Source organism: Rhodoferax sp. LS1R11 (genome assembly GCF_056521395.1).
Window position 1 is genome coordinate 93,661 of record NZ_JBWMAW010000009.1, and the last position, 18,993, is coordinate 112,653.

General features: G+C 59.2%; 17 protein-coding genes. All 17 read right to left on the reverse strand.

Annotated elements, in window-relative coordinates; genetic code table 11:
- Window positions 1–6: 6 nt before the first annotated feature.
- The 17 genes from AC097N_RS12405 to AC097N_RS12485 all read right to left on the reverse strand — a co-directional run bounded on the left by AC097N_RS12405 (window position 7) and on the right by AC097N_RS12485 (window position 18,974).
- The gene (locus AC097N_RS12405; RefSeq protein WP_479581331.1) at window positions 7–294 is read right to left on the reverse strand and encodes an STAS domain-containing protein; all 288 of its coding nucleotides are present in this window, start codon (window positions 292–294) and stop codon (window positions 7–9) included.
- 2 nt (window positions 295–296) lie between these two features.
- Entirely contained in the window at window positions 297–935 is a 639-nt protein-coding gene (locus tag AC097N_RS12410) for an MlaC/ttg2D family ABC transporter substrate-binding protein (protein WP_479581332.1), read from the reverse strand.
- The gene (locus tag AC097N_RS12415; RefSeq protein WP_479581333.1) at window positions 932–1,771 is read right to left on the reverse strand and encodes an MlaA family lipoprotein; all 840 of its coding nucleotides are present in this window, start codon (window positions 1,769–1,771) and stop codon (window positions 932–934) included. The genes AC097N_RS12410 and AC097N_RS12415 overlap by 4 nt, the downstream gene beginning before the upstream one ends.
- On the reverse strand, window positions 1,768–2,271 hold the full coding sequence (gene mlaD, locus AC097N_RS12420; protein WP_479581334.1) for an outer membrane lipid asymmetry maintenance protein MlaD: 504 nt from the start codon (window positions 2,269–2,271) through the stop codon (window positions 1,768–1,770). Before mlaD ends, AC097N_RS12415 begins: the two co-directional genes overlap by 4 nt.
- Window positions 2,272–2,281: 10 nt before the next feature.
- The gene (gene mlaE, locus AC097N_RS12425) at window positions 2,282–3,064 is read right to left on the reverse strand and encodes a lipid asymmetry maintenance ABC transporter permease subunit MlaE (RefSeq protein ID WP_479581335.1); all 783 of its coding nucleotides are present in this window, start codon (window positions 3,062–3,064) and stop codon (window positions 2,282–2,284) included.
- On the reverse strand, window positions 3,061–3,912 hold the full coding sequence (locus tag AC097N_RS12430; protein WP_479581336.1) for an ABC transporter ATP-binding protein: 852 nt from the start codon (window positions 3,910–3,912) through the stop codon (window positions 3,061–3,063). The genes mlaE and AC097N_RS12430 overlap by 4 nt, the downstream gene beginning before the upstream one ends.
- A gap of 89 nt (window positions 3,913–4,001) precedes the next feature.
- Window positions 4,002–5,468 carry a glutamate synthase subunit beta gene (locus AC097N_RS12435; RefSeq protein WP_479581337.1) on the reverse strand — a complete coding sequence of 489 codons (1,467 nt, stop codon included), beginning with the start codon at window positions 5,466–5,468 and terminating at the stop codon, window positions 4,002–4,004.
- Between the two features lie 70 nt (window positions 5,469–5,538).
- Window positions 5,539–10,290, reverse strand: a complete 4,752-nt coding sequence (locus AC097N_RS12440; protein WP_479581338.1) for a glutamate synthase-related protein — start codon at window positions 10,288–10,290, stop codon at window positions 5,539–5,541.
- 183 nt (window positions 10,291–10,473) lie between these two features.
- Window positions 10,474–11,166, reverse strand: a complete 693-nt coding sequence (locus tag AC097N_RS12445) for an REP-associated tyrosine transposase (protein ID WP_479581339.1) — start codon at window positions 11,164–11,166, stop codon at window positions 10,474–10,476.
- A 58-nt stretch (window positions 11,167–11,224) separates the two neighbouring features.
- Complete coding sequence (locus tag AC097N_RS12450; RefSeq protein ID WP_479581340.1) at window positions 11,225–11,689, reverse strand: outer membrane lipoprotein; 465 nt, start codon at window positions 11,687–11,689, stop codon at window positions 11,225–11,227.
- Window positions 11,690–11,741: 52 nt separating this feature from the next.
- Window positions 11,742–12,608, reverse strand: coding sequence for a class I SAM-dependent methyltransferase (locus tag AC097N_RS12455; RefSeq protein ID WP_479581413.1), 867 nt, complete (start codon window positions 12,606–12,608; stop codon window positions 11,742–11,744).
- 77 nt (window positions 12,609–12,685) lie between these two features.
- Window positions 12,686–13,249, reverse strand: coding sequence for a DUF1415 domain-containing protein (locus tag AC097N_RS12460; RefSeq protein ID WP_479581341.1), 564 nt, complete (start codon window positions 13,247–13,249; stop codon window positions 12,686–12,688).
- On the reverse strand, window positions 13,242–13,910 hold the full coding sequence (locus AC097N_RS12465) for a hypothetical protein (protein WP_479581342.1): 669 nt from the start codon (window positions 13,908–13,910) through the stop codon (window positions 13,242–13,244). The genes AC097N_RS12460 and AC097N_RS12465 overlap by 8 nt, the downstream gene beginning before the upstream one ends.
- Window positions 13,911–13,945: 35 nt before the next feature.
- The gene (locus AC097N_RS12470) at window positions 13,946–15,121 is read right to left on the reverse strand and encodes a deoxyguanosinetriphosphate triphosphohydrolase (RefSeq protein WP_479581343.1); all 1,176 of its coding nucleotides are present in this window, start codon (window positions 15,119–15,121) and stop codon (window positions 13,946–13,948) included.
- Window positions 15,122–15,188: 67 nt separating this feature from the next.
- Window positions 15,189–16,295, reverse strand: a complete 1,107-nt coding sequence (gene aroB, locus AC097N_RS12475; protein ID WP_479581344.1) for a 3-dehydroquinate synthase — start codon at window positions 16,293–16,295, stop codon at window positions 15,189–15,191.
- A gap of 70 nt (window positions 16,296–16,365) precedes the next feature.
- A complete protein-coding gene (locus AC097N_RS12480; protein ID WP_479581345.1) occupies window positions 16,366–16,890 on the reverse strand; it encodes a shikimate kinase in 525 nt (174 codons plus the stop codon).
- Between the two features lie 35 nt (window positions 16,891–16,925).
- Entirely contained in the window at window positions 16,926–18,974 is a 2,049-nt protein-coding gene (locus tag AC097N_RS12485) for a hypothetical protein (RefSeq protein ID WP_479581346.1), read from the reverse strand.
- Window positions 18,975–18,993: the final 19 nt, after the last annotated feature.

Consider the following 18,993-nt stretch of genomic DNA (forward strand, 5'->3'; position numbering starts at 1 on the left):
AGTCCGCTATTTTACGGTCGTCGGCAACTCGGACGACAACAGGTCAACAATCCCGTAAAGAGACGCCAGATTGCCAAGCCGCTCAGGCAGACCGCGAACCGAAAAAAGCTTGCCCAAGGCCAGACTCTCGCGCCGGAACTCCAACAACACGGCCAGGGCGGCAGAATCAAAGCGCGTCAAAGCCGAGGCATCCACCACAACGTCCGAGCCCGACTGGGCACGCAAACCCTGCACCAGCATGCGCAAGCATGCGGTGGCCTGCGATTGCGTCAGCTCTTCAGGCAGTACCAGCACGCTCAACCCTTCTTGCCGTTGGCCTTGTTACGCTCAACCAGCGTCGCGATCAGGCCATTGATACCCTTGGCATTGATTTCCTGCGCAAACTGGCTGCGGTAGGTTTCCACCAGCCACACACCGAGGACGTTCAGGTTGTAAATCTTCCAGCCGGCGCCTTCACCTGGCGTTTTCTCAAGCCGGTAGTCCAGTTGGATCGGGTCACCACGGCCTTTGACTTCGGTACGCACCACCACCTCTTTGTCTTCAGGCGCCGCACGCAGAGGCTTGACCACGATGGTCTGGTCATTGACCTGGGTCAGCGCGCCCGCGTAGGTGCGCACGAGCAAGGTCTTGAACTCCTCCTGCAGGCGTTTTTGCTGCTCGGGGGTGGCCTGGCGCCAGGCCGGGCCCACGGCGGAAGCCGTCATGCGCTGAAAGTTCACATTGGGCATGACGCGTGTATCGACCAGACCGATGATGCGGGACACATCACCCGCCTGAATGGCTTTGTCCGCCTTGATGCTGTCCAGCACATCGGTGGACAAACGCTGAATCAGGGCCTCGGCCGACTCATCGGCCGCACTGGCGGGCAAGGCGAGCAGGCTGGCGCCACTGAGGGCCAGGACAGTCAACAAACGGCTTAAAAAACGACGGTTCATGGTTTGGCTTTCTCATCGCCGGGAACCCCGGCAGTATTTAACGCGGCAGGTGCCGGATCAGTTAACACATCGGTCACAGGCAAGCTGTAGTCCTGCAGGGTGTCATTCGACTCTTCTTCTGGCGGGTTGCCGTCAAAGATGGCACTGCGACGGCTTTGCAGGTAAGCGTCACGGGTGAAGCTGTATTTATCCAGTGCCACCTGGTCCAACATGGCGCTGGCCTTGAGCAAACCGGCGCGTTCGTCGACAAGACGAACCACCGTTGCCGTGTTGCGTGCTGGCACATTGCTCATGCCGGAGACCAAATCACCGGCCATATCGACCGGCAAGGCCGCTGTGTCGCGCACGGTCGAAGAGCCGAAAAACGGCAGCACCAAATAGGGCCCGGCACCCACCCCCCAGTAGCCCAGGGTATGACCGAAATCCTTGGTGTGCTTTTCAATGCGCATCTCGGAGGCGATATCCAGCACGCCACCCAAGCCAAAAACCGTGTTGGCGGCGAAGCGGAAAAAGCTGTCGCCGGCGGCTTCGCCCTTGAGTTGCAAAGCATTGTTGACAAATGACCAGGCATCCTGAACATTGTCAAAAAAGTTCCCGATTCCCAATTGCACCAAACGCGGCACGCCGTCGCGGTACGCGGTTGCGACCGGCTTCAGAACAGCCACGTCGACCGCATCATTGAACTGGTAAACGCCCCGATTCCATGGCTCCAGGGGATCACGCGGATTGGCGTTCGGGCCACTGGCGCAAGCCGTGAGCGACACCAGCACCAGCACCAGGCTGGTCGATCGAACCCGCCTCGACACAACGGGAAGGCGGACAGAACACACGCTCATTTTTTCACCTTGGCGCCCACCGGCGAAGCGGCAGCAGGCGTGCTGGTGTCAGCGGCCTTGCTGTACAGAAACTGACTGATGAGGCTCTCCAACACCACAGCAGACTGGGTGCTGGAAATCACGTCACCGGCGGCCAGGGTTTTCTCGTCCGCCCCGGCCTCGATGCCCAGGTACTGCTCGCCCAGCAAACCGCTGGTCAGTATCTTGAGAGAACTGTCTTTTGGAAAGGCATAACGGCTCTCCAAGGCCATCGTCACACGCGCCTGAAAGGTTTTGTCATCAAAGGTGATGCTCTCCACACGGCCCACCACCACGCCGGCACTGCGCACGGCAGCTTTGGGCTTGAGCCCGCCAACATTGTCGAATTTGGCCTCCACCGAGTAGCTTTTCTGGAAGCTCAGGCTCAACAAATTGGCCGACTGCAATGCCAAAAACAAAATGGCCACGGCACCAATCAATACAAACAGACCCACCCACACATCATTTTTCGAGCGTTGCACCACACTCTCCCTAAATAGTAAACATCATGGCGGTCAGGATGAAATCCAGACCAAGAACTGACAAGGAGGCCACTACCACCGTCCGGGTCGTGGCGCTCGCGACGCCTTCAGGCGTCGGCTGGGCTTCAAAACCCTGTAACAGCGCGATAAAGGTCACCGTAAAACCGAAAACAATGCTCTTGATGACGCCATTGCCCACGTCTTGCCACACATCCACGCCGCCCTGAATCTGACTCCAGAATGAACCGGCGTCGACACCGATCATGAGCACACCGACCACCCAGCCGCCAATGATGCCCATGGCGCTGAAGACAGCCGCCAGCAGGGGCATGGTGATGACACCCGCCCAAAAACGGGGCGCCAGAATGCGTTGCACCGGGTCCACCGCCATCATTTCCATGACGCTGATCTGCTCACCGGCCTTCATGAGGCCAATCTCGGCCGTGATGGACGTACCGGCACGGCCGGCAAACAGCAGTGCGGTCACCACCGGCCCCAACTCCCGAACCAGGCTGAGCGTGACCAGCAGGCCCAGGGCTTCAGACGAGCCATAACGCTGCAGGGTGTAGTAGCCCTGCAGGCCAAACACAAACCCGACAAACAAGCCAGACACCGCGATGATGGCCAGCGAGTAGTTGCCCAGGAAATGCATCTGGTCACGAATCAGGCCAAAACGTTTCAAGCTGCCAGGCAGCGTGGTCAACAAACGCGCGAACAGGCGTGCCCCCTGCCCCAGATCAGCGAGCTGACGGCGCGCGGCAAACCCGACATCACGCGGTTTGTACCAGCTCATGGCCTCACTCCCTTCTCGTGAGGACGTTGCACCGCCACGGCGCCCAAACCAAAGTCTTCGTCAATTGTCGGCCCCGGGTAGTGGAAACGCACAGGCCCGTCCGGCAGCGCGTTGACATACTGGTAGACCAGGGGGTCGGCGCTTTGGCGCACTTCATCAGGTGTGCCTTCACACGCAATTTTTCCGTTGGCGAGAATGATCACGTGATCGGCAATCGCAAAGGTTTGTTCCAGCTCGTGGGACACAAAAACACTGGTCAACCCCATGGAGTCATTGAGCTCGCGAATCAGGCGTGCCGAAATGGCGAGAGAAATCGGGTCAAGCCCGGAAAAGGGCTCGTCGTACATGACCAGTTCAGGATCCAGCGCAATCGCACGCGCCAGGGCAATGCGTCGTGCCATGCCGCCCGAGACTTCACTGGGCATCAGGTCACGCGCGCCGCGCAAACCGACGGCATTGAGCTTCATCAGGACAATGTCGCGAATCAAGGCTTCGGACAGGGCGGTGTGCTCACGCAGCGGAAACGCCACATTGTCAAACACCGACAGATCCGCAAACAAGGCGCCAAACTGGAACAGCATGCCCATGCGGCGACGGGCCGCATAAAGCTGCGTCTGGTCCATGGGTGTGACGTCTTGCCCATCAAACAGCAACTGCCCTGATTGCGCCCGGTTTTGACCGCCAATCAGCCGCAGGATCGTGGTCTTGCCACCGCCAGAGGCACCCATAAGCGCCGTGACTTTGCCACGCGGAATGGACAGGGACACATCGTCAAGAATCACCCGCTCACCATACCCAAAGGTCAGGTGACGCAGTTCAACAAGAGATGGGAGGGTATTGGACGCCATATTAAAAAGAAAGGCCGGGGAACGCCCGGCCCTTGGATCATACGGGATTACACCTATTCTTCAGGTGGCACCGTGGCATTGGCACGACATCAACGCGGCAGGTCGCTGAATCCCATTAGAAACTCATCGACCGAGCGCGCGGCCTGACGGCCTTCACGGATCGCCCACACCACCAGGCTTTGGCCGCGACGGATGTCCCCCGCGGCAAAGACTTTGGGCACATTGGTCGCGTAGCCACCCGTGAACTCGGTTGTCGCCTTGGCATTGCCACGCGCATCCTTGTCAATACCGAAGGACTCCAGGATGGAGGCCACCGGGCTGATAAAGCCCATAGCCAACAGCACCAGATCGGCCGTCAGAACCTGCTCGCTACCCGCCACTTCGACCATCTTGCCGTCTTTCCATTCCACACGGACGGTTTTCAAACCAGTGACCTTGCCTTTTTCGCCAATGAACTCCTTGGTGGAGATGGCGAACTCACGCGTGCAGCCTTCGTCGTGGCTGGAGCTGGTGCGCAGCTTCAGTGGCCAGTAGGGCCAGGTCATGGGGCGGTTTTCTTCCGCCGGGGGTTGAGGCATCACCTCAAACTGGGTGATGCTGACCGCGCCGTGGCGGTTGCTGGTGCCCACACAGTCAGACCCGGTGTCGCCACCGCCAATGACGATGACGTGTTTGCCGTCGGCACGCAGTTGGCCTTTGAGCTTGTCGCCGGCATTGACCTTGTTCTGCAGTGGCAGGAACTCCATGGCGAAGTGAATGCCATCCAGCTCACGGCCCGTCACGGGCAGGTCACGGGACTGCTCGGCACCACCGGTGAGCAAGACCGCATCAAAGTCTTTTTGCAACTGCGCAGGCGAAATCGTTTCTTTGGCCCAGTTGATGACTTTCGAGCCCTTGGGCAACTCCCCCACCATGACGCCGGTACGGATGGTGACACCCTCTTTTTGCAGCTGCTCGACACGGCGGTCGATGTGCGACTTCTCCATCTTGAAGTCGGGAATGCCGTAACGCAGCAAGCCGCCAACCCGGTCATTTTTCTCAAACAGGGTGACGTCATGGCCCACGCGGGCCAGTTGCTGGGCGGCAGCCATGCCAGCGGGGCCGGAGCCCACCACGGCAACTTTTTTACCCGTCTTGTGCTTGGCGGGGCGAGGCGCCACCCAGCCCTCGGCCCAGGCGCGGTCGATGATGGCGTGCTCGATCGACTTGATACCCACTGCGCCGTCATTCACGTTCAGCGTGCAAGCCGCCTCGCAAGGTGCGGGGCAGATGCGGCCGGTGAACTCGGGGAAGTTGTTGGTGCTGTGCAGCACTTCAATCGCATTCTTCCAGTCGCCCTGGTACACCAGGTCGTTGAAATCAGGAATGATGTTGTTGACCGGGCAACCGTTGTTACAAAACGGGGTGCCGCAGTCCATGCAACGTGCGGCCTGCACCTTGGCTTGCGCGTCGTCCAGACCCACCACAAACTCTTTGTAATTCTTCAAGCGCTCGGCCACGGGCTTGTAGCCCTCTTCGAGGCGCTCAAACTCCATAAAACCAGTAACTTTTCCCATATTTTTACTCCATGGCGGGGCAGCCCTTTGGCGCGGCCCCCAACCTAACAAGTTTCAATTGGTTCGCGCCTTATTTGGCTGGAACCGCTTCTTTTTTTGTAGCTGCTTGCGCACGGCTGATCTGGGCTGCAGCCTCTTTTGGCAAAACCCCTCGTCCACGTGCATGAATCTCGCCCAGGGCACGTTTGTACTCGTTGGGGAAAACCTTGACGAATTTCAGGCGGGACACACTCCAGTTGTCGAGCAACTCGCGGGCACGCTTGCTGCCGGTCCAGCGGTTGTGGTCTTCAAGCAGTTTCTTGAGCTGCGCTTCGTCACTTTGGCCACGATGCCAGAGGGCTTTGTCCAGCGCCGCTTCCTGCTCTGCAGTGGTCAGCACTTTTTCCATGGACACCATGGCGGTGTTGCAACGCGTCGCAAACTGGCCGTCTTCGTCATAAACGTACGCCACACCACCACTCATGCCCGCGGCAAAGTTGCGTCCAGTCTTGCCCAGCACCGCCACCGTACCGCCGGTCATGTACTCGCAACCGTGGTCGCCCGTGCCTTCCACCACTGTGGTGGCGCCCGACAGACGCACCGCAAAGCGCTCGCCACCCACGCCACTGAAGAAAGCTTCCCCACTGGTGGCACCAAACATCACCGTGTTGCCCACGATGGTGTTGCGCACCGCTTCGCCGCGGAAGTCAATGCTGGGGCGCACCACAATGCGACCGCCCGAGAGACCCTTGCCGGTGTAGTCGTTGGCGTCGCCAATCAGGTACATGGTGATGCCCTTGGCCAGGAAGGCGCCAAAGGACTGGCCACCGGTGCCTTCCAGCTGGATGCGGATGGTGTCATCCGGCAAACCTTCAGGGTGCACCCGGGTCACCGCGCCGGAGAGCATGGCACCCACGGAACGGTTGACGTTGCGGGCCACTTCCATGAACTGCACTTTTTCGCCCTTGTCGATGGCAGCGCGGCTCTTGGCGATCAGCACGTTGTCCAGCGCCTTTTCAAGGCCGTGCGCCTGCTCCAGTGTCTGGAAGCGTGGCACGTCCGCAGGCACGTTCGGCATCGCAAACAAGCGGCTAAAGTCCAGGCCACTGGCTTTCCAATGGGCAATGCCTTGACGCATGTCGAGCAGGTCGGCGCGGCCAATCATGTCGTCAAACTTGCGGATACCCAACTGGGCCATGATCTGGCGAACTTCTTCCGCAATGAAGAAGAAATAGTTCACCACGTGCTCTGGCTTGCCGGAGAATTTCTTGCGCAGGGTCGGGTCTTGCGTGGCCACACCGACCGGGCAGGTGTTGAGGTGGCACTTGCGCATCATGATGCAGCCTTCCACCACCAAGGGAGCGGTAGCAAAGCCGAACTCGTCAGCCCCCAGCAGAGCACCAATGGCGACGTCACGGCCGGTCTTCATCTGGCCGTCGGCCTGCACGCGGATGCGGCTGCGCAGACGGTTGAGCACCAGGGTTTGCTGGGTTTCGGCCAGACCAATTTCCCACGGGCTGCCGCAATGCTTGATGGACGACCAGGGCGATGCGCCCGTGCCGCCGTCATGCCCGGCGATCACCACGTGATCGGCCTTGCACTTGGCAACGCCGGCAGCGATGGTGCCGACGCCGATTTCAGCCACCAGCTTGACGCTGATGCCAGCGTGCGGTGCCACGTTTTTCAGGTCGTGAATCAGCTGCGCCAAGTCTTCGATCGAATAAATGTCATGGTGCGGCGGGGGCGAAATCAGGCCCACGCCCGGCACCGAGTGACGCAGACGGCCGATGTACTCGGACACCTTGCCACCGGGCAGCTGTCCGCCCTCACCCGGCTTGGCACCTTGCGCCATCTTGATCTGGATCTGGTCGGCGCTGGTCAGGTACTCGGCGGTCACACCAAAGCGGCCGGATGCGACCTGCTTGATGCGTGAGCGCAAGCTGTCGCCCGCCTGCAACGGCATGTCCACCTCGACCACATCTTTGCCGATGATGTCAGCCATGGTCTGGCCTTGCTTGATCGGAATGCCTTTGAGCTCGTTGCGGTAACGGGCCGGATCTTCACCGCCCTCCCCCGTGTTGCTCTTGCCACCAATGCGGTTCATGGCGACGGCCAGCGTGGCATGGGCCTCGCTCGAAATAGAGCCCAGCGACATGGCGCCAGTGGCAAAACGCTTGACGATTTCCTTGGCGCTTTCGACTTCGTCAATCGGAATGGCCTTGGCCGGATCGATCTTGAACTCGAACAGGCCGCGCAGCGTCATGTGGCGCTTGCTCTGGTCGTTGATGAGTTGGGCGTACTCTTTGTACGTATTCCAGTTGTTGGAACGCGTGGAGTGCTGCAGCTTGGCAATGACGTCGGGTGACCACATGTGCTCTTCGCCACGGGCACGCCAGGCATACTCGCCACCGGCATCGAGCATGGTTTCCAGAATGGGGTCGTCGCTGAAAGCGGCCTTGTGCATGCGGATGGACTCTTCAGCAATTTCGAAGACACCGATCCCTTCCACGCGGCTGGGCGTCCCGGCGAAGTACTTGGCGATGGTTTCCGTGTTCAGGCCAATGGCTTCAAACAACTGGGCACCGCAGTAACTCATGTAGGTGGAGACTCCCATCTTGGACATGATCTTGGACAGACCCTTGCCCACCGCCTTGACGTAGTTGTAGATCGCCTTGTCTGCGCTCAGGTCGCCGGGCAGATCCTTGTGGATGCTGGCCAGCGTTTCCATGGCGAGGTAGGGGTGCACGGCTTCTGCGCCGTAACCGGCCAGCACGCCAAAGTGATGCACTTCACGCGCGGTGCCGGTCTCCACGACCAGGCCAGCGGTGGTCCGCAGGCCTGCACCCACCAGATGCTGGTGAATGGCGCTCAGGGCCAGCAGCGCGGGGATCGCTACTTGCGTGGCGCTCACACCGCGGTCGCTGATGATGAGGATGTTTTTACCGCCCTTGATCGCGTCCACGGCTTCGGCACAGAGGGATGCCAGCTTGGCCTCCACACCTTCGTGACCCCAGGCCAGCGGGTAGGTGATGTCCAGCGTGTAGCTGCGGAATTTGCCTTGTGTGTGCTTCTCGATGTCGCGCAGCTTGGCCATGTCGGCAAAGTCAAGCACCGGCTGGCTCACCTCCAGGCGCATGGGCGGATTGACCTGGTTGATGTCCAGCAGGTTGGGCTTGGGGCCGATGAAGGACACCAACGACATCACGATTGCCTCGCGGATCGGATCGATCGGCGGGTTGGTCACCTGCGCGAACAACTGCTTGAAGTAGTTGTAAAGCGGCTTGTTCTTGTCAGACAGCACGGCCAGCGGGCTGTCATTGCCCATGGAACCAATGGCTTCTTCGCCCGCGGTGGCCATGGGGGCAATCAGGAACTTGATGTCTTCCTGGGTAAAGCCAAAGGCCTGCTGGCGATCCAGCAAAGTGACTACGCTTTCCGAAGCGCTGGCGGGCTCGCCCCCGCCGACCACATCATCCAGCTTGATGCGCAAGTTCTCGATCCACTGCTTGTAGGGCTTGCTGTTGGCCAGATTCGACTTGATCTCTTCGTCGTCGATCATGCGACCCTGTTCCAGGTCAATCAGGAACATCTTGCCGGGCTGCAGGCGCCATTTGCGCACGATCTTGTTTTCGGGCACGGGCAACACGCCGGACTCGGAACCCATGATGACGAGGTCGTCATCGGTGATGCAGTAGCGCGAAGGACGCAGGCCGTTGCGGTCCAGCGTGGCGCCAATCTGGCGACCGTCGGTGAACACGATGGAGGCCGGGCCATCCCACGGCTCCAGCATGGCGGCGTGGTATTCGTAGAAGGCCTTGCGGCGCTCGTCCATGGTGGTGTGCTGCTCCCAGGGCTCGGGAATCATCATCATCACGGCCTGGCTGATCGGGTAGCCGGACATGGTCAACAGCTCAAGGCAGTTGTCAAACGTGGCGGTGTCGGACTGATCGGCAAAGCTGATGGGATACAGCTTTTGCAGATCGGCGCCCAGCACGGGGGACGACATCACGCCTTCACGCGCCTTCATCCAGTTGTAATTGCCCTTGACGGTGTTGATCTCACCGTTGTGCGCCACATAGCGGTACGGGTGCGCCAGCGGCCACTCGGGGAAGGTGTTGGTGGAGAAACGCTGGTGCACCAGACCCAGGGCGGAGATGCAACGCACGTCCCCCAGATCCCTGAAGTACACGCCCACCTGGTCGGCCAGCAACAAGCCCTTGTACACCACGGTACGGCTGGACATGCTGGGCACGTAATATTCTTTGGAGTGCGTCAGCTTGAGGCGCTGGATGTTGGCACTGGCCGTCTTGCGGATCACATACAGCTTGCGCTCCAGCGCGTCCTGCACGATCACGTCGTTGCCGCGCCCGATGAAGACCTGGCGCAGGATGGGCTCTTTTTCGCGCACGGTGGGCGACATCGGCATGTCGCGGTTGACCGGCACATCGCGCCAGCCCAGCAACACCTGGCCTTCAGCCTTGATCGCGCGCTCCATCTCCTGCTCGCAGGCCAGACGGGACGCGTGCTCCTTGGGCAAAAACACCATGCCCACGCCGTATTCACCGGGTGAAGGCAGGGTCACGCCTTGCGTGGCCATTTCTTCGCGGTACAGCGCATCGGGCAACTGAATCAGGATGCCGGCACCGTCGCCCATGAGCTTGTCGGCGCCCACGGCACCCCGGTGGTCCAGGTTTTCAAGAATCTTGAGGGCATTGCGCACGATGTCATGCGACTTGGTGCCCTTGATGTGCGCCACAAAACCAACGCCGCAAGCGTCATGCTCTTGGGTGGACGAATACAAACCGTGTTCCTGGAGATGCTTGATCTCGGCAGCCGTTGTCATGGCGCGCTCCTATAAGTGACAGATTTCTGAAGAATACCGCAATGCAACAAAAGTGCCAAGCAGAATAATTGGGGTCAGATTCTAATTAATTGACAAGTAATTAGCTTGTTTTTTAATTGGGGACATATCAAAAATAATAGCAATATCCGCATGATTGACGGCCGCTACAGCCTGTTTTATCTTCTATTTTTGGATTGAAACAGGTCGTCCGGCATTGCCTTTGACCACGCGCCGCTGCGTTCTTTTTTGTAAATCTGCGACAAAATCGGCTTCACCCAGCGCCCAACCGCTTAGCGCAGCATCGGTCAAGGCCGTCTGCTGCACCGCGCTGATACCACTTTGCACCAACTCTGCGTATGCCGCCTCCCGGGCAAAGGGGGTGTTACCGAGTTCCCAGAACAAGGCATGCGGGGTGATCAGTTTGTCAACGCGCTGCCCCGTGTAGTGGCCATGGCTGGACCACGGGTAGTCTCGCGCCTGCGCCACCAGACCCGCCCGCACCGGATTGAGGTCGATGTAGACCATGCAGGCGAGCAAATAACGCTCGGTCTGGATCAGCGTGGATTTGTAGCGCCCCTCCCACAAGGTGCCACTGCGCTGCTGCAGGTCATTGAAATAACGCACATAGCGCCTGCCCACCGCCTGCATCATCTGCGGCAAGCCCTCGGCTGTTTGGGGCGTGGCCAGCAGATGGAAATGATTGCTCATCAACACATAGGCGTGAATGGCCACCTGGAACTTCTCGGCGTTTTCATGCAGCAGATCCAGCAGGGTCTGGTAGTCGGCTGCGGACGCAAAAATGGGTTGCCGGTTGTTGCCCCGTTGAATGACGTGGTGCGCAAAACCGGGCAGCGTGAGGCGGGGGAGACGGGCCATAAAGGTGCAGTAAAAAGTGACTGCACCATCTTAATTGGAATCTGACCCCGAATTAATTTCAGCGAGGTGCCTTGGTGACGCGAACCTTGCCGCCCGTGGTGACCAGAATGACGGCATCACCGGGAACCAGCACTTCAGCACCTTTGGCCTGCACGATGGCACGCCGGTCGCCGTTTCTCAGCTGCACCAGGATCTCCACCGCCTCTTCGCGCGTGCCCATACGCTCAACCGCGTTGCCAGCCACGGCGCCTACCACCGCACCGAGCACGCCAACAATGGCGCTTTCCCGGTACCCGCCGACACCGGCACCCGCAATACCGCCCACCACACCGCCGGCGGCCGCACCCATGCCCGACTGGTTGCCATCCACCGTGACAGCGCGAATGGACAACACACGGGCATCGAGCACTTCCGACATGCGCTGGGTATCGCCACGCTGAATAACGTCGGGGCTGCTGCTGGCGCAGGCGCCAAGGGCCGCGACCACCATCAGGGTCAAACTCAGTTTCAGGGCTGGTTTCATCGAAAACTCCAAAAGCAAATAATTAAAAGATAACGCTACCGGCTAGAACGTGTCAGGCCGGGGATTGGTTGTCCATGGCGTGGTCCAGACTATTGTCTTCGGGCAGCGTAAAGCGGGTATAAAGCAGGTCGGTCAAGCCGAACTCCTTCAACAGATCCCTCAAACGCTGCGCCGCAGCACGTTTGGGCTGGCCCAGGTAGCGGGCGATGATGAGCTCGTTTTTCATGCTGTGCTCCCAGCCCACCAACTCGGTCACCGTCACCTGGTAGCCACGGGCCTCCAGGTACAGGCAGCGCAACACGTTGGTGATCTGGCTGCCCATTTCGCGCGTGTGCAGCGGATGGCGCCAGAGTTCTGCCAGCGGCGTGCGGCCCAGGCTGAGGGCCTTGCCGGCATTCAGGCTTCGCGCAATTTCAGCTTGGCAGCACGGCACCAACACCATGAATCTGGCACGCTTTTGCAGGCCAAAGGCAATGGCATCGTCTGTGGCCGTGTCGCAAGCGTGCAGTGCCGTCACCATGTCAATGCGGTCGGGCAGTTCGTCCGAACTGGCGGACTCCGCCACGCTCAGGTTCAGGAACGACATGCGGTCAAAACCGAGCCGCGCCGCCAGCTCGCGTGACTTCTGGACCAACTCAGGGCGGGTTTCAACGCCATAGATATGGCCCGTCGCCAGCGCCTTGAAAAACAGGTCATAAATGATGAAACCCAGATACGACTTGCCCGCGCCATGGTCGGCCAGCGTCGGCCCGCCCTCTTTGGCGGGCAACTCCAGCAGCAATTTTTCGATGAACTGAAACAGGTGGTAGACCTGCTTGAGCTTGCGCCGCGAGTCCTGGTTGAGCTTGCCTTCGCGGGTCAGGATGTGCAGCTCCTTGAGTAACTCCACCGACTGACCGGGCCTGATTTCCGGGGCCATGGCACCTGCATCAGTTGCTGACGGCCGGGACTTGAGCGAAGCGCGATCGCCAACAGGGCGGTCATTATTCTTTGTTTTCATGGCTCGATCTTGCCACGCCCGACACCCAGCGCCGCCCAGCCCGCCGTACCGAGGCGCTCCAGGGTTTGGATGTTTTGCTCAAAAATCGCCTCGGCCTCGGGAAAGGCCTCCACGGCGCGGTCAATGCTGTCCTCACGCAACAGGTGCAGCGTGGGGTACGGCGCCCGGTTGGTGAAATTGCTGATGTCGTCAGGGTCGGTCCCGTCAAACTGAAAGTCCGGGTGAAAGCTGGCGATTTGCAACACACCGTCCAGCGCCAACTCAACCAGGGCTTGATCAGCCTTCGCCAAAAAATCATTGAAATCGAAGAAGCTGGCCAGGCAGTCAGGCGCTATCAAAAGCGTAGTGTCTCTCGCAGATGGGGCCTGGGCTACAAGCTCCTTTAGCTCAAAAACCAGATCCTTCAACAGCTCTTTGGGCTTGCGCGCCTGGCTCACCGCGTAGTGAATCTGTCCTTTGACATGCACGCTCTTGGCGAAGGGGCATAGGTTCAGGCCAATCACCGCCCGCTCCAGCCAGACGCGGGTATCGTTGATGGCCCTGTGGGCGGTGTCAGACATGTCGGTCTCCGGGGTTCAGGAAACTGCTGGCTTGCCCGACGATCAGCTTGGCCAGCTGGTCCAGCAAGGGCGCCTGAATGTCTTTGGCCGGGTACACCGTGCTGGTCACCTCGAAACCCAGCGCATTGTTGACGCGAAACAGGAAGGTTGCGTCCTGGTGGTTGGCCGTGATGGTGACGCTGCCGCGGGTCTCGGTCAGGTAGTCAAACCGGATGGCCTGCAGGGTGTTTTTCTCGGGGTGGCGCACATTGACGCGCTCGTGTTGGAGGGTGCTCACCTTCAGCGCCGCTTCAATCTTCTGCAGCATCGGCGGAAAGTTGGCGCTGACGCTGCCGGCCATCGGCCTGCCATGCTGCGGCACGATGCGCCAGCCCATGGCCATGTAATCAAACACCTCTTGGTCAAACAGTGTTTTCTTGCGGGCGTCCACACGAAAATCGACCAGCTTCATGGGTGGCCACGGAGTTTTCCCGTCCAGACTGAGGGCCGGGCCTGCGGGTTCGATCACCGTGAGCTGTTTGGCCAGATCAGCCAGGTACAGCCAGGTGGTTTTGGCCCCGGCCTCGGTGAGCTTTGAATTGAGCGCGTTGTGCGTATGTTGCTCGCTCTGCTCGGCCTGGCGTGCGCTGGCTTGTGATTTAAGTTGGTTGAGAAAACTCAAGACGGGTTCCTGGTGTGGGGGTCGGGTGCCGCAAATTATTGCAGCAGCTTCAAGCCGGTAAGGCGTTCGTGCTCGCGCCCGGCAAAGCGGTCGGTCATGCCGGCAATGTAGTCAGCCACGACGCGCGCCAGGGCGTTGGCCTGCTCGGGCTCGCCGCGTGCAGCGTCGGCGCGGGCCAGAAAACCGTCGCCCATTTCCCGGGGGTCGGCCAGGTAAGCCGCAAAAAGCCCGCGCACCACCCGCTGCGCCTGCCCCGTCATGTGCATGACTTGGGGGTGGCGATACAGGTGGCGCAGAAGGAAGGCCTTGAGCGCTTGCGACTTGACCCGCATAGCCTCGCCAAAACACAGCAAAGGGGGCAACTGGCGCACCTCGTCGACACTCTGCGGCGCGGCCACCGCCAAGGCCGACTCACTGGCGGCAATCACGTCATAGACCTGGGCACTCAGCATGCGGCGAATGGTCTCGTAGAGCAGGCGGCGGCCCTGAACCCGGTCCCCCAACTGCGGGAACTCGCCCAGGGTTTGACGCCTGAAGTCGTCAAACAAGGCCACGTCCTCCAGTTGTTCCAGCGTGATCAGCCCGGAGCGTACGCCGTCGTCAATGTCATGCGCGTTGTAGGCGATCTCGTCCGCCAGGTTGCACAACTGGGCTTCCAGGCTGGGCTGGGTGCGGGCCAAAAATCGCTGCCCTACCCCGCCCGGCTCGCTCAACTCCAGCTGCTCTGCATTCGCACGGGAGCAGTGCTTGAGAATGCCTTCACGCGTCTCAAACGTCAGGTTCAGGCCGTCAAACTCAGGGTAACGCGCCTCCAGCGTGTCCACCACACGCAGGCTTTGCAGGTTGTGCTCAAAGCCGCCAAAAGTGCGCATGCAGTCATTGAGCGCATCCTGCCCCGCATGGCCAAACGGGGTGTGGCCCAAGTCGTGCGCCAGCGCAATGGCTTCCACAAGATCCTCATTGAGCACCAGCGAACGGGCAATCGACCGCCCCAGTTGCGCCACCTCCAACGAATGCGTCAAACGCGTGCGAAACAAATCACCTTCGTGGTTGAGAAACACCTGGGTTTTGTAGACCAGCCGACGAAACGCAGTGCAGTGAACGATGCGGTCCCGGTCCCGCTGGTACTCGGTCCGCGTGGGGGCCGGCGCCTGCGGATACCGTCTGCCGCGCGATTGGGCGGGATCACAGGCAAAAGCAGCAAGGGTCATAAATTTATATAAAACAGGGCTCTAGCCCAGGTGGAACGTGCGCAAGTAGCTATTATTTTAATAGCAATCAACCGCAGCACAGGTCAATCACCGAGCGCACCATGGCCTCCGGTGCGCTGCGCATGGCCGCACTGGCCGGACCGTCAATGACGACGAACCTGATTGCTCCGCCTTCGGCTTTTTTGTCCACCTGCATGAGTTCAAGGTAGCGCCCGGCGTTGTCGGTGGCCGACAGCTGTGGCCCCTTCACGGGCAGGCCAGCCTTCTGAATCAAGGTGGTCAGGCGTTCCACAAAGGGCAAGTCGACCAAGCCCAGCTGGTGCGACAGATGCGCGGCCATCACCATGCCGCAACCGACAGCCTCGCCATGCAACCACTCGCCGTAGCCCAGCCCCGCCTCGATCGCGTGACCAAAGGTATGGCCAAAATTCAGAATGGCACGCAGCCCCGACTCGCGCTCATCCTGCCCCACCACCCAGGCCTTGATCTCGCAACTGCGTTTGACCGCATGGGCCAGCGCTGCGGGCTCGCGCGCCATGAGCGCGTTGATGTTGTCCTCGATCCAGCTTAAAAAGTCCAGATCGGCAATCGGGCCGTACTTGATCACCTCAGCCAGCCCGGCACTGAGTTCGCGCGCGGGCAAGGTCTTGAGCGTGTCCAGATCACACACCACCTTGAGCGGCTGGTAAAACGCGCCAATCATGTTCTTGCCGGCCGGATGGTTGATGCCGGTTTTACCCCCCACCGAGGAATCAACCTGCGCCAGCAAGGTGGTGGGAATCTGCACAAACGGCACACCGCGCATGTAACTGGCCGCCGCAAAACCGGTCATGTCGCCCACCACACCACCGCCCAGGGCGAAGAGAACGGTTTTCCGATCACAGCCGTTTTTGAGCAAGGCATCAAAAATCAGGTTCAAGGTCTGCCACGTCTTGTATTCTTCACCGTCAGGCAAAACCACCAAGTGGATGTGCTTGAACTTGTCATGCAAGGCCTTGTGCAGACGCTCCGCGTACAAGGGCGCAATGGTGGTGTTGCTCACAATCAGCGCGTGCGTAGCGCCAGGCAACTCGGCATAACTCAGCGGATTGTCAAACAGCGAGCCGCGAATGGCGATGTGGTAACTGCGATCTTTCAGATCAATCGAAACGGTTTGGAGGTCTGGGGCGTTCATACCCATGAGTTTAGAGGCTCTTGGCCAGGCGTCACCGGCCTGGGCACTGCGGACAGGCGGAGATGCAAGGTCAGTGGCTGTTCACCACACCGGCCAGCTCCAGCTGCATCACAATCATATTGACCAACGTGGCCACAGAAGGCCGACCGGTTTCAATGATGAAATGAGCAGTTTGCCGGTACAGCGGATCGCGGAGGGTATGCAGGTCACGCAGACGCCCCAAGGGGTCGGCAACCTGCAGAAGAGGCCGGTTCACGTCATGCCGCAGGCGCCGAAACAACTCGTCGGGCGACGAGTTCAGGTAAACCACCTGGCTTCGTTCATGCAGGTTCTTGCGGTTCGCAGGACGCAACACCACACCACCGCCTGTGGACAACACACACTTGGGATTTAGCGTGAGCTGGTCAATGACCGATTCTTCGACATCACGGAATCGGTCTTCCCCCTCGCGCTCAAAATACTCACGGATTGAGCAGCCCAGTTGCTGCTCAATCACATGATCCGAGTCAAAGAACGGAAGTTGAAGCCGCCGGGCGAGTTGTCGCCCGACGGTGGATTTACCGGAGCCGGGGAGGCCGATGAGGGCGACACTCAACTTTAGAAGTGAACTAGATTGCACCGAGGAGAGGATCAAGGCACCGTGACAGCGAAAGAACTTGTTTTGCTGCTCGATCCAGAAGCAACCGTCACCTTGAACAGCACAACTTCACCGCCATTGCAGTCTTTTAAGTTCGCCACGTGACTGGTGGGCTCTGTTGTACTTCCAATCTGGCTACCAACAATCGTTGCAGCACATGTACTCAACGAATTAGAGCTGATCACCTCAGTCGCAAGCGTTGCATCCGCAGGAAGTGGATTGCCATCAAAGTCTGCCAATCGGACCAAAATTCCGCCTCGAGTTGCACTGAGTACCGCTGTCTGCATACCCGCGGGAATGGATGAGTCGTAGCCACCTGGCTGGCCAATCTCGCCGCCAGAGAAAACAATCACCATCTCGCGACGGACTTTGGTAGCACCATCCCAAGCCCCATTGCAGGTTCCCGCCACCGATAGTCCTGCGTTGGAATTGGTCGGGCAGGCAGCACTGCCAATTGATCCGGAGGGCATTGGATAAAATTGCTCCCCTTCATTGGTCACTGTAACGAGATTCGTATAGGCCGCAGCAAATGTGCCGCTCTCATCTTTATCCATATACGGTGAGCCAAGATCTTCAAACAGTTCACCCGCGTCATAACGGTTGTTGTTGTTGGCGTCAACAAAGTATTCTTCACCATCTGTATAGGCCAGCACTGTCACCCGTCCAGGTCGGGGGTCGCCACCAACCGCGGACGAACCCATCGGCCGATAGTCTTGGCCAACCAAGCTGACACTGCACCGGCCACTGGCGATCAAGCAGCTGCTCAACCCCGCTGAATTGATCTGACCGCCTTCACTGACAAAGATGATTTTTGTACCATCGGGCACAGGGTTGCCTTGTCGGTCGGCAGCAAACACGGAAATCGTGACACTATTTCCATTGAATTTCGATGTGAAGTAGCCGCCAGCATAAAAGTTGAACTGAGAAGCCGAAATATCGAAAAACCGCTGTGTTGGAAGACCAGTTTGAACAGTCAATAGATTCGAGTTGGTAAAGATCGTCGTATTGCTCGCGAGCTCTGCCCTGACTTGGACCGAAGCAGGCAAGGTGCCAGCGCAGACCGAGAAGCTAATACTTCCATCTGTAGATGAGGCACCTGTGGACGGCGATCCACAAAAGTTGATGCCCCCATCTGTATTCGTCAACGTAGCGTTTACATTGATGCCCGGAACGCCAGCGCCCACAGAATCGATCACTTTGAATTTGACGATGGAAGTGTTCACCCCAGCAGACCCCGCTTGATAAAGCAAATTGGGAGTTGCACTAACGAACTGAAGACCCGTTACCGGGGGAGCCGTCACGGTAAACGCAGCACTCTGCGTGAGTCCACTTGCCGATGCGGAAACACTGCAACTGCCAGTACTAGTGGTCTGAACAACTGCAGATGCGCGACCGTTGGAGTCCACTAGCGCTGAAGCTGGCGAAGCTGTCCCGCACAAACTGGTGAAATTCACTGCCACCGAATTGGATGTCGCAGCCAATCCGTTGACTGTGACATCAACACTGACATTGATCGATTGCCCTTTTTGAACACTGGTCGGTGAAACCGTCAGCACGGAAAGCCCGACGGTTCCTGGCGTGATTTGAACTTCGTAGGTCTGGGTCAACGCAATCGTGTCTACCAATGCAGCCGCAGTGGCCAGAACCGGTCCGGATGAACTGACGTCGGCGGGTGTAATTCGCATCAACACAACACCAGAACTGTCTGTCAACTGAGCGCCGCTGCTGGGCACCAAAACTGCTTTCGTCGAGTCAAGCGTGACGGTGACCCGTGTGTAAGGGACGACTGCACCAGCCGCGTTTTTGACGACAATTTTCAAATATTGCGCTTGTGTCTGAGACAGACTATGGCTGGTCACTTCAACTCCAGCAGCATCGACTACCGTCAGCGCCATCGTAGGCTTTGCTGTTGTTGTCGATCCGGACGAGCCGGATCCCGTCGAAGAGCTTCCCGATGAGGTCCCCCCGCTTCCACCACCACCACCACAAGCCGTCAAACCGGCCACCACCGCCAAACTCAATACATATTTCAGAAAATTCATATCCCTATTCCTCAAGTTC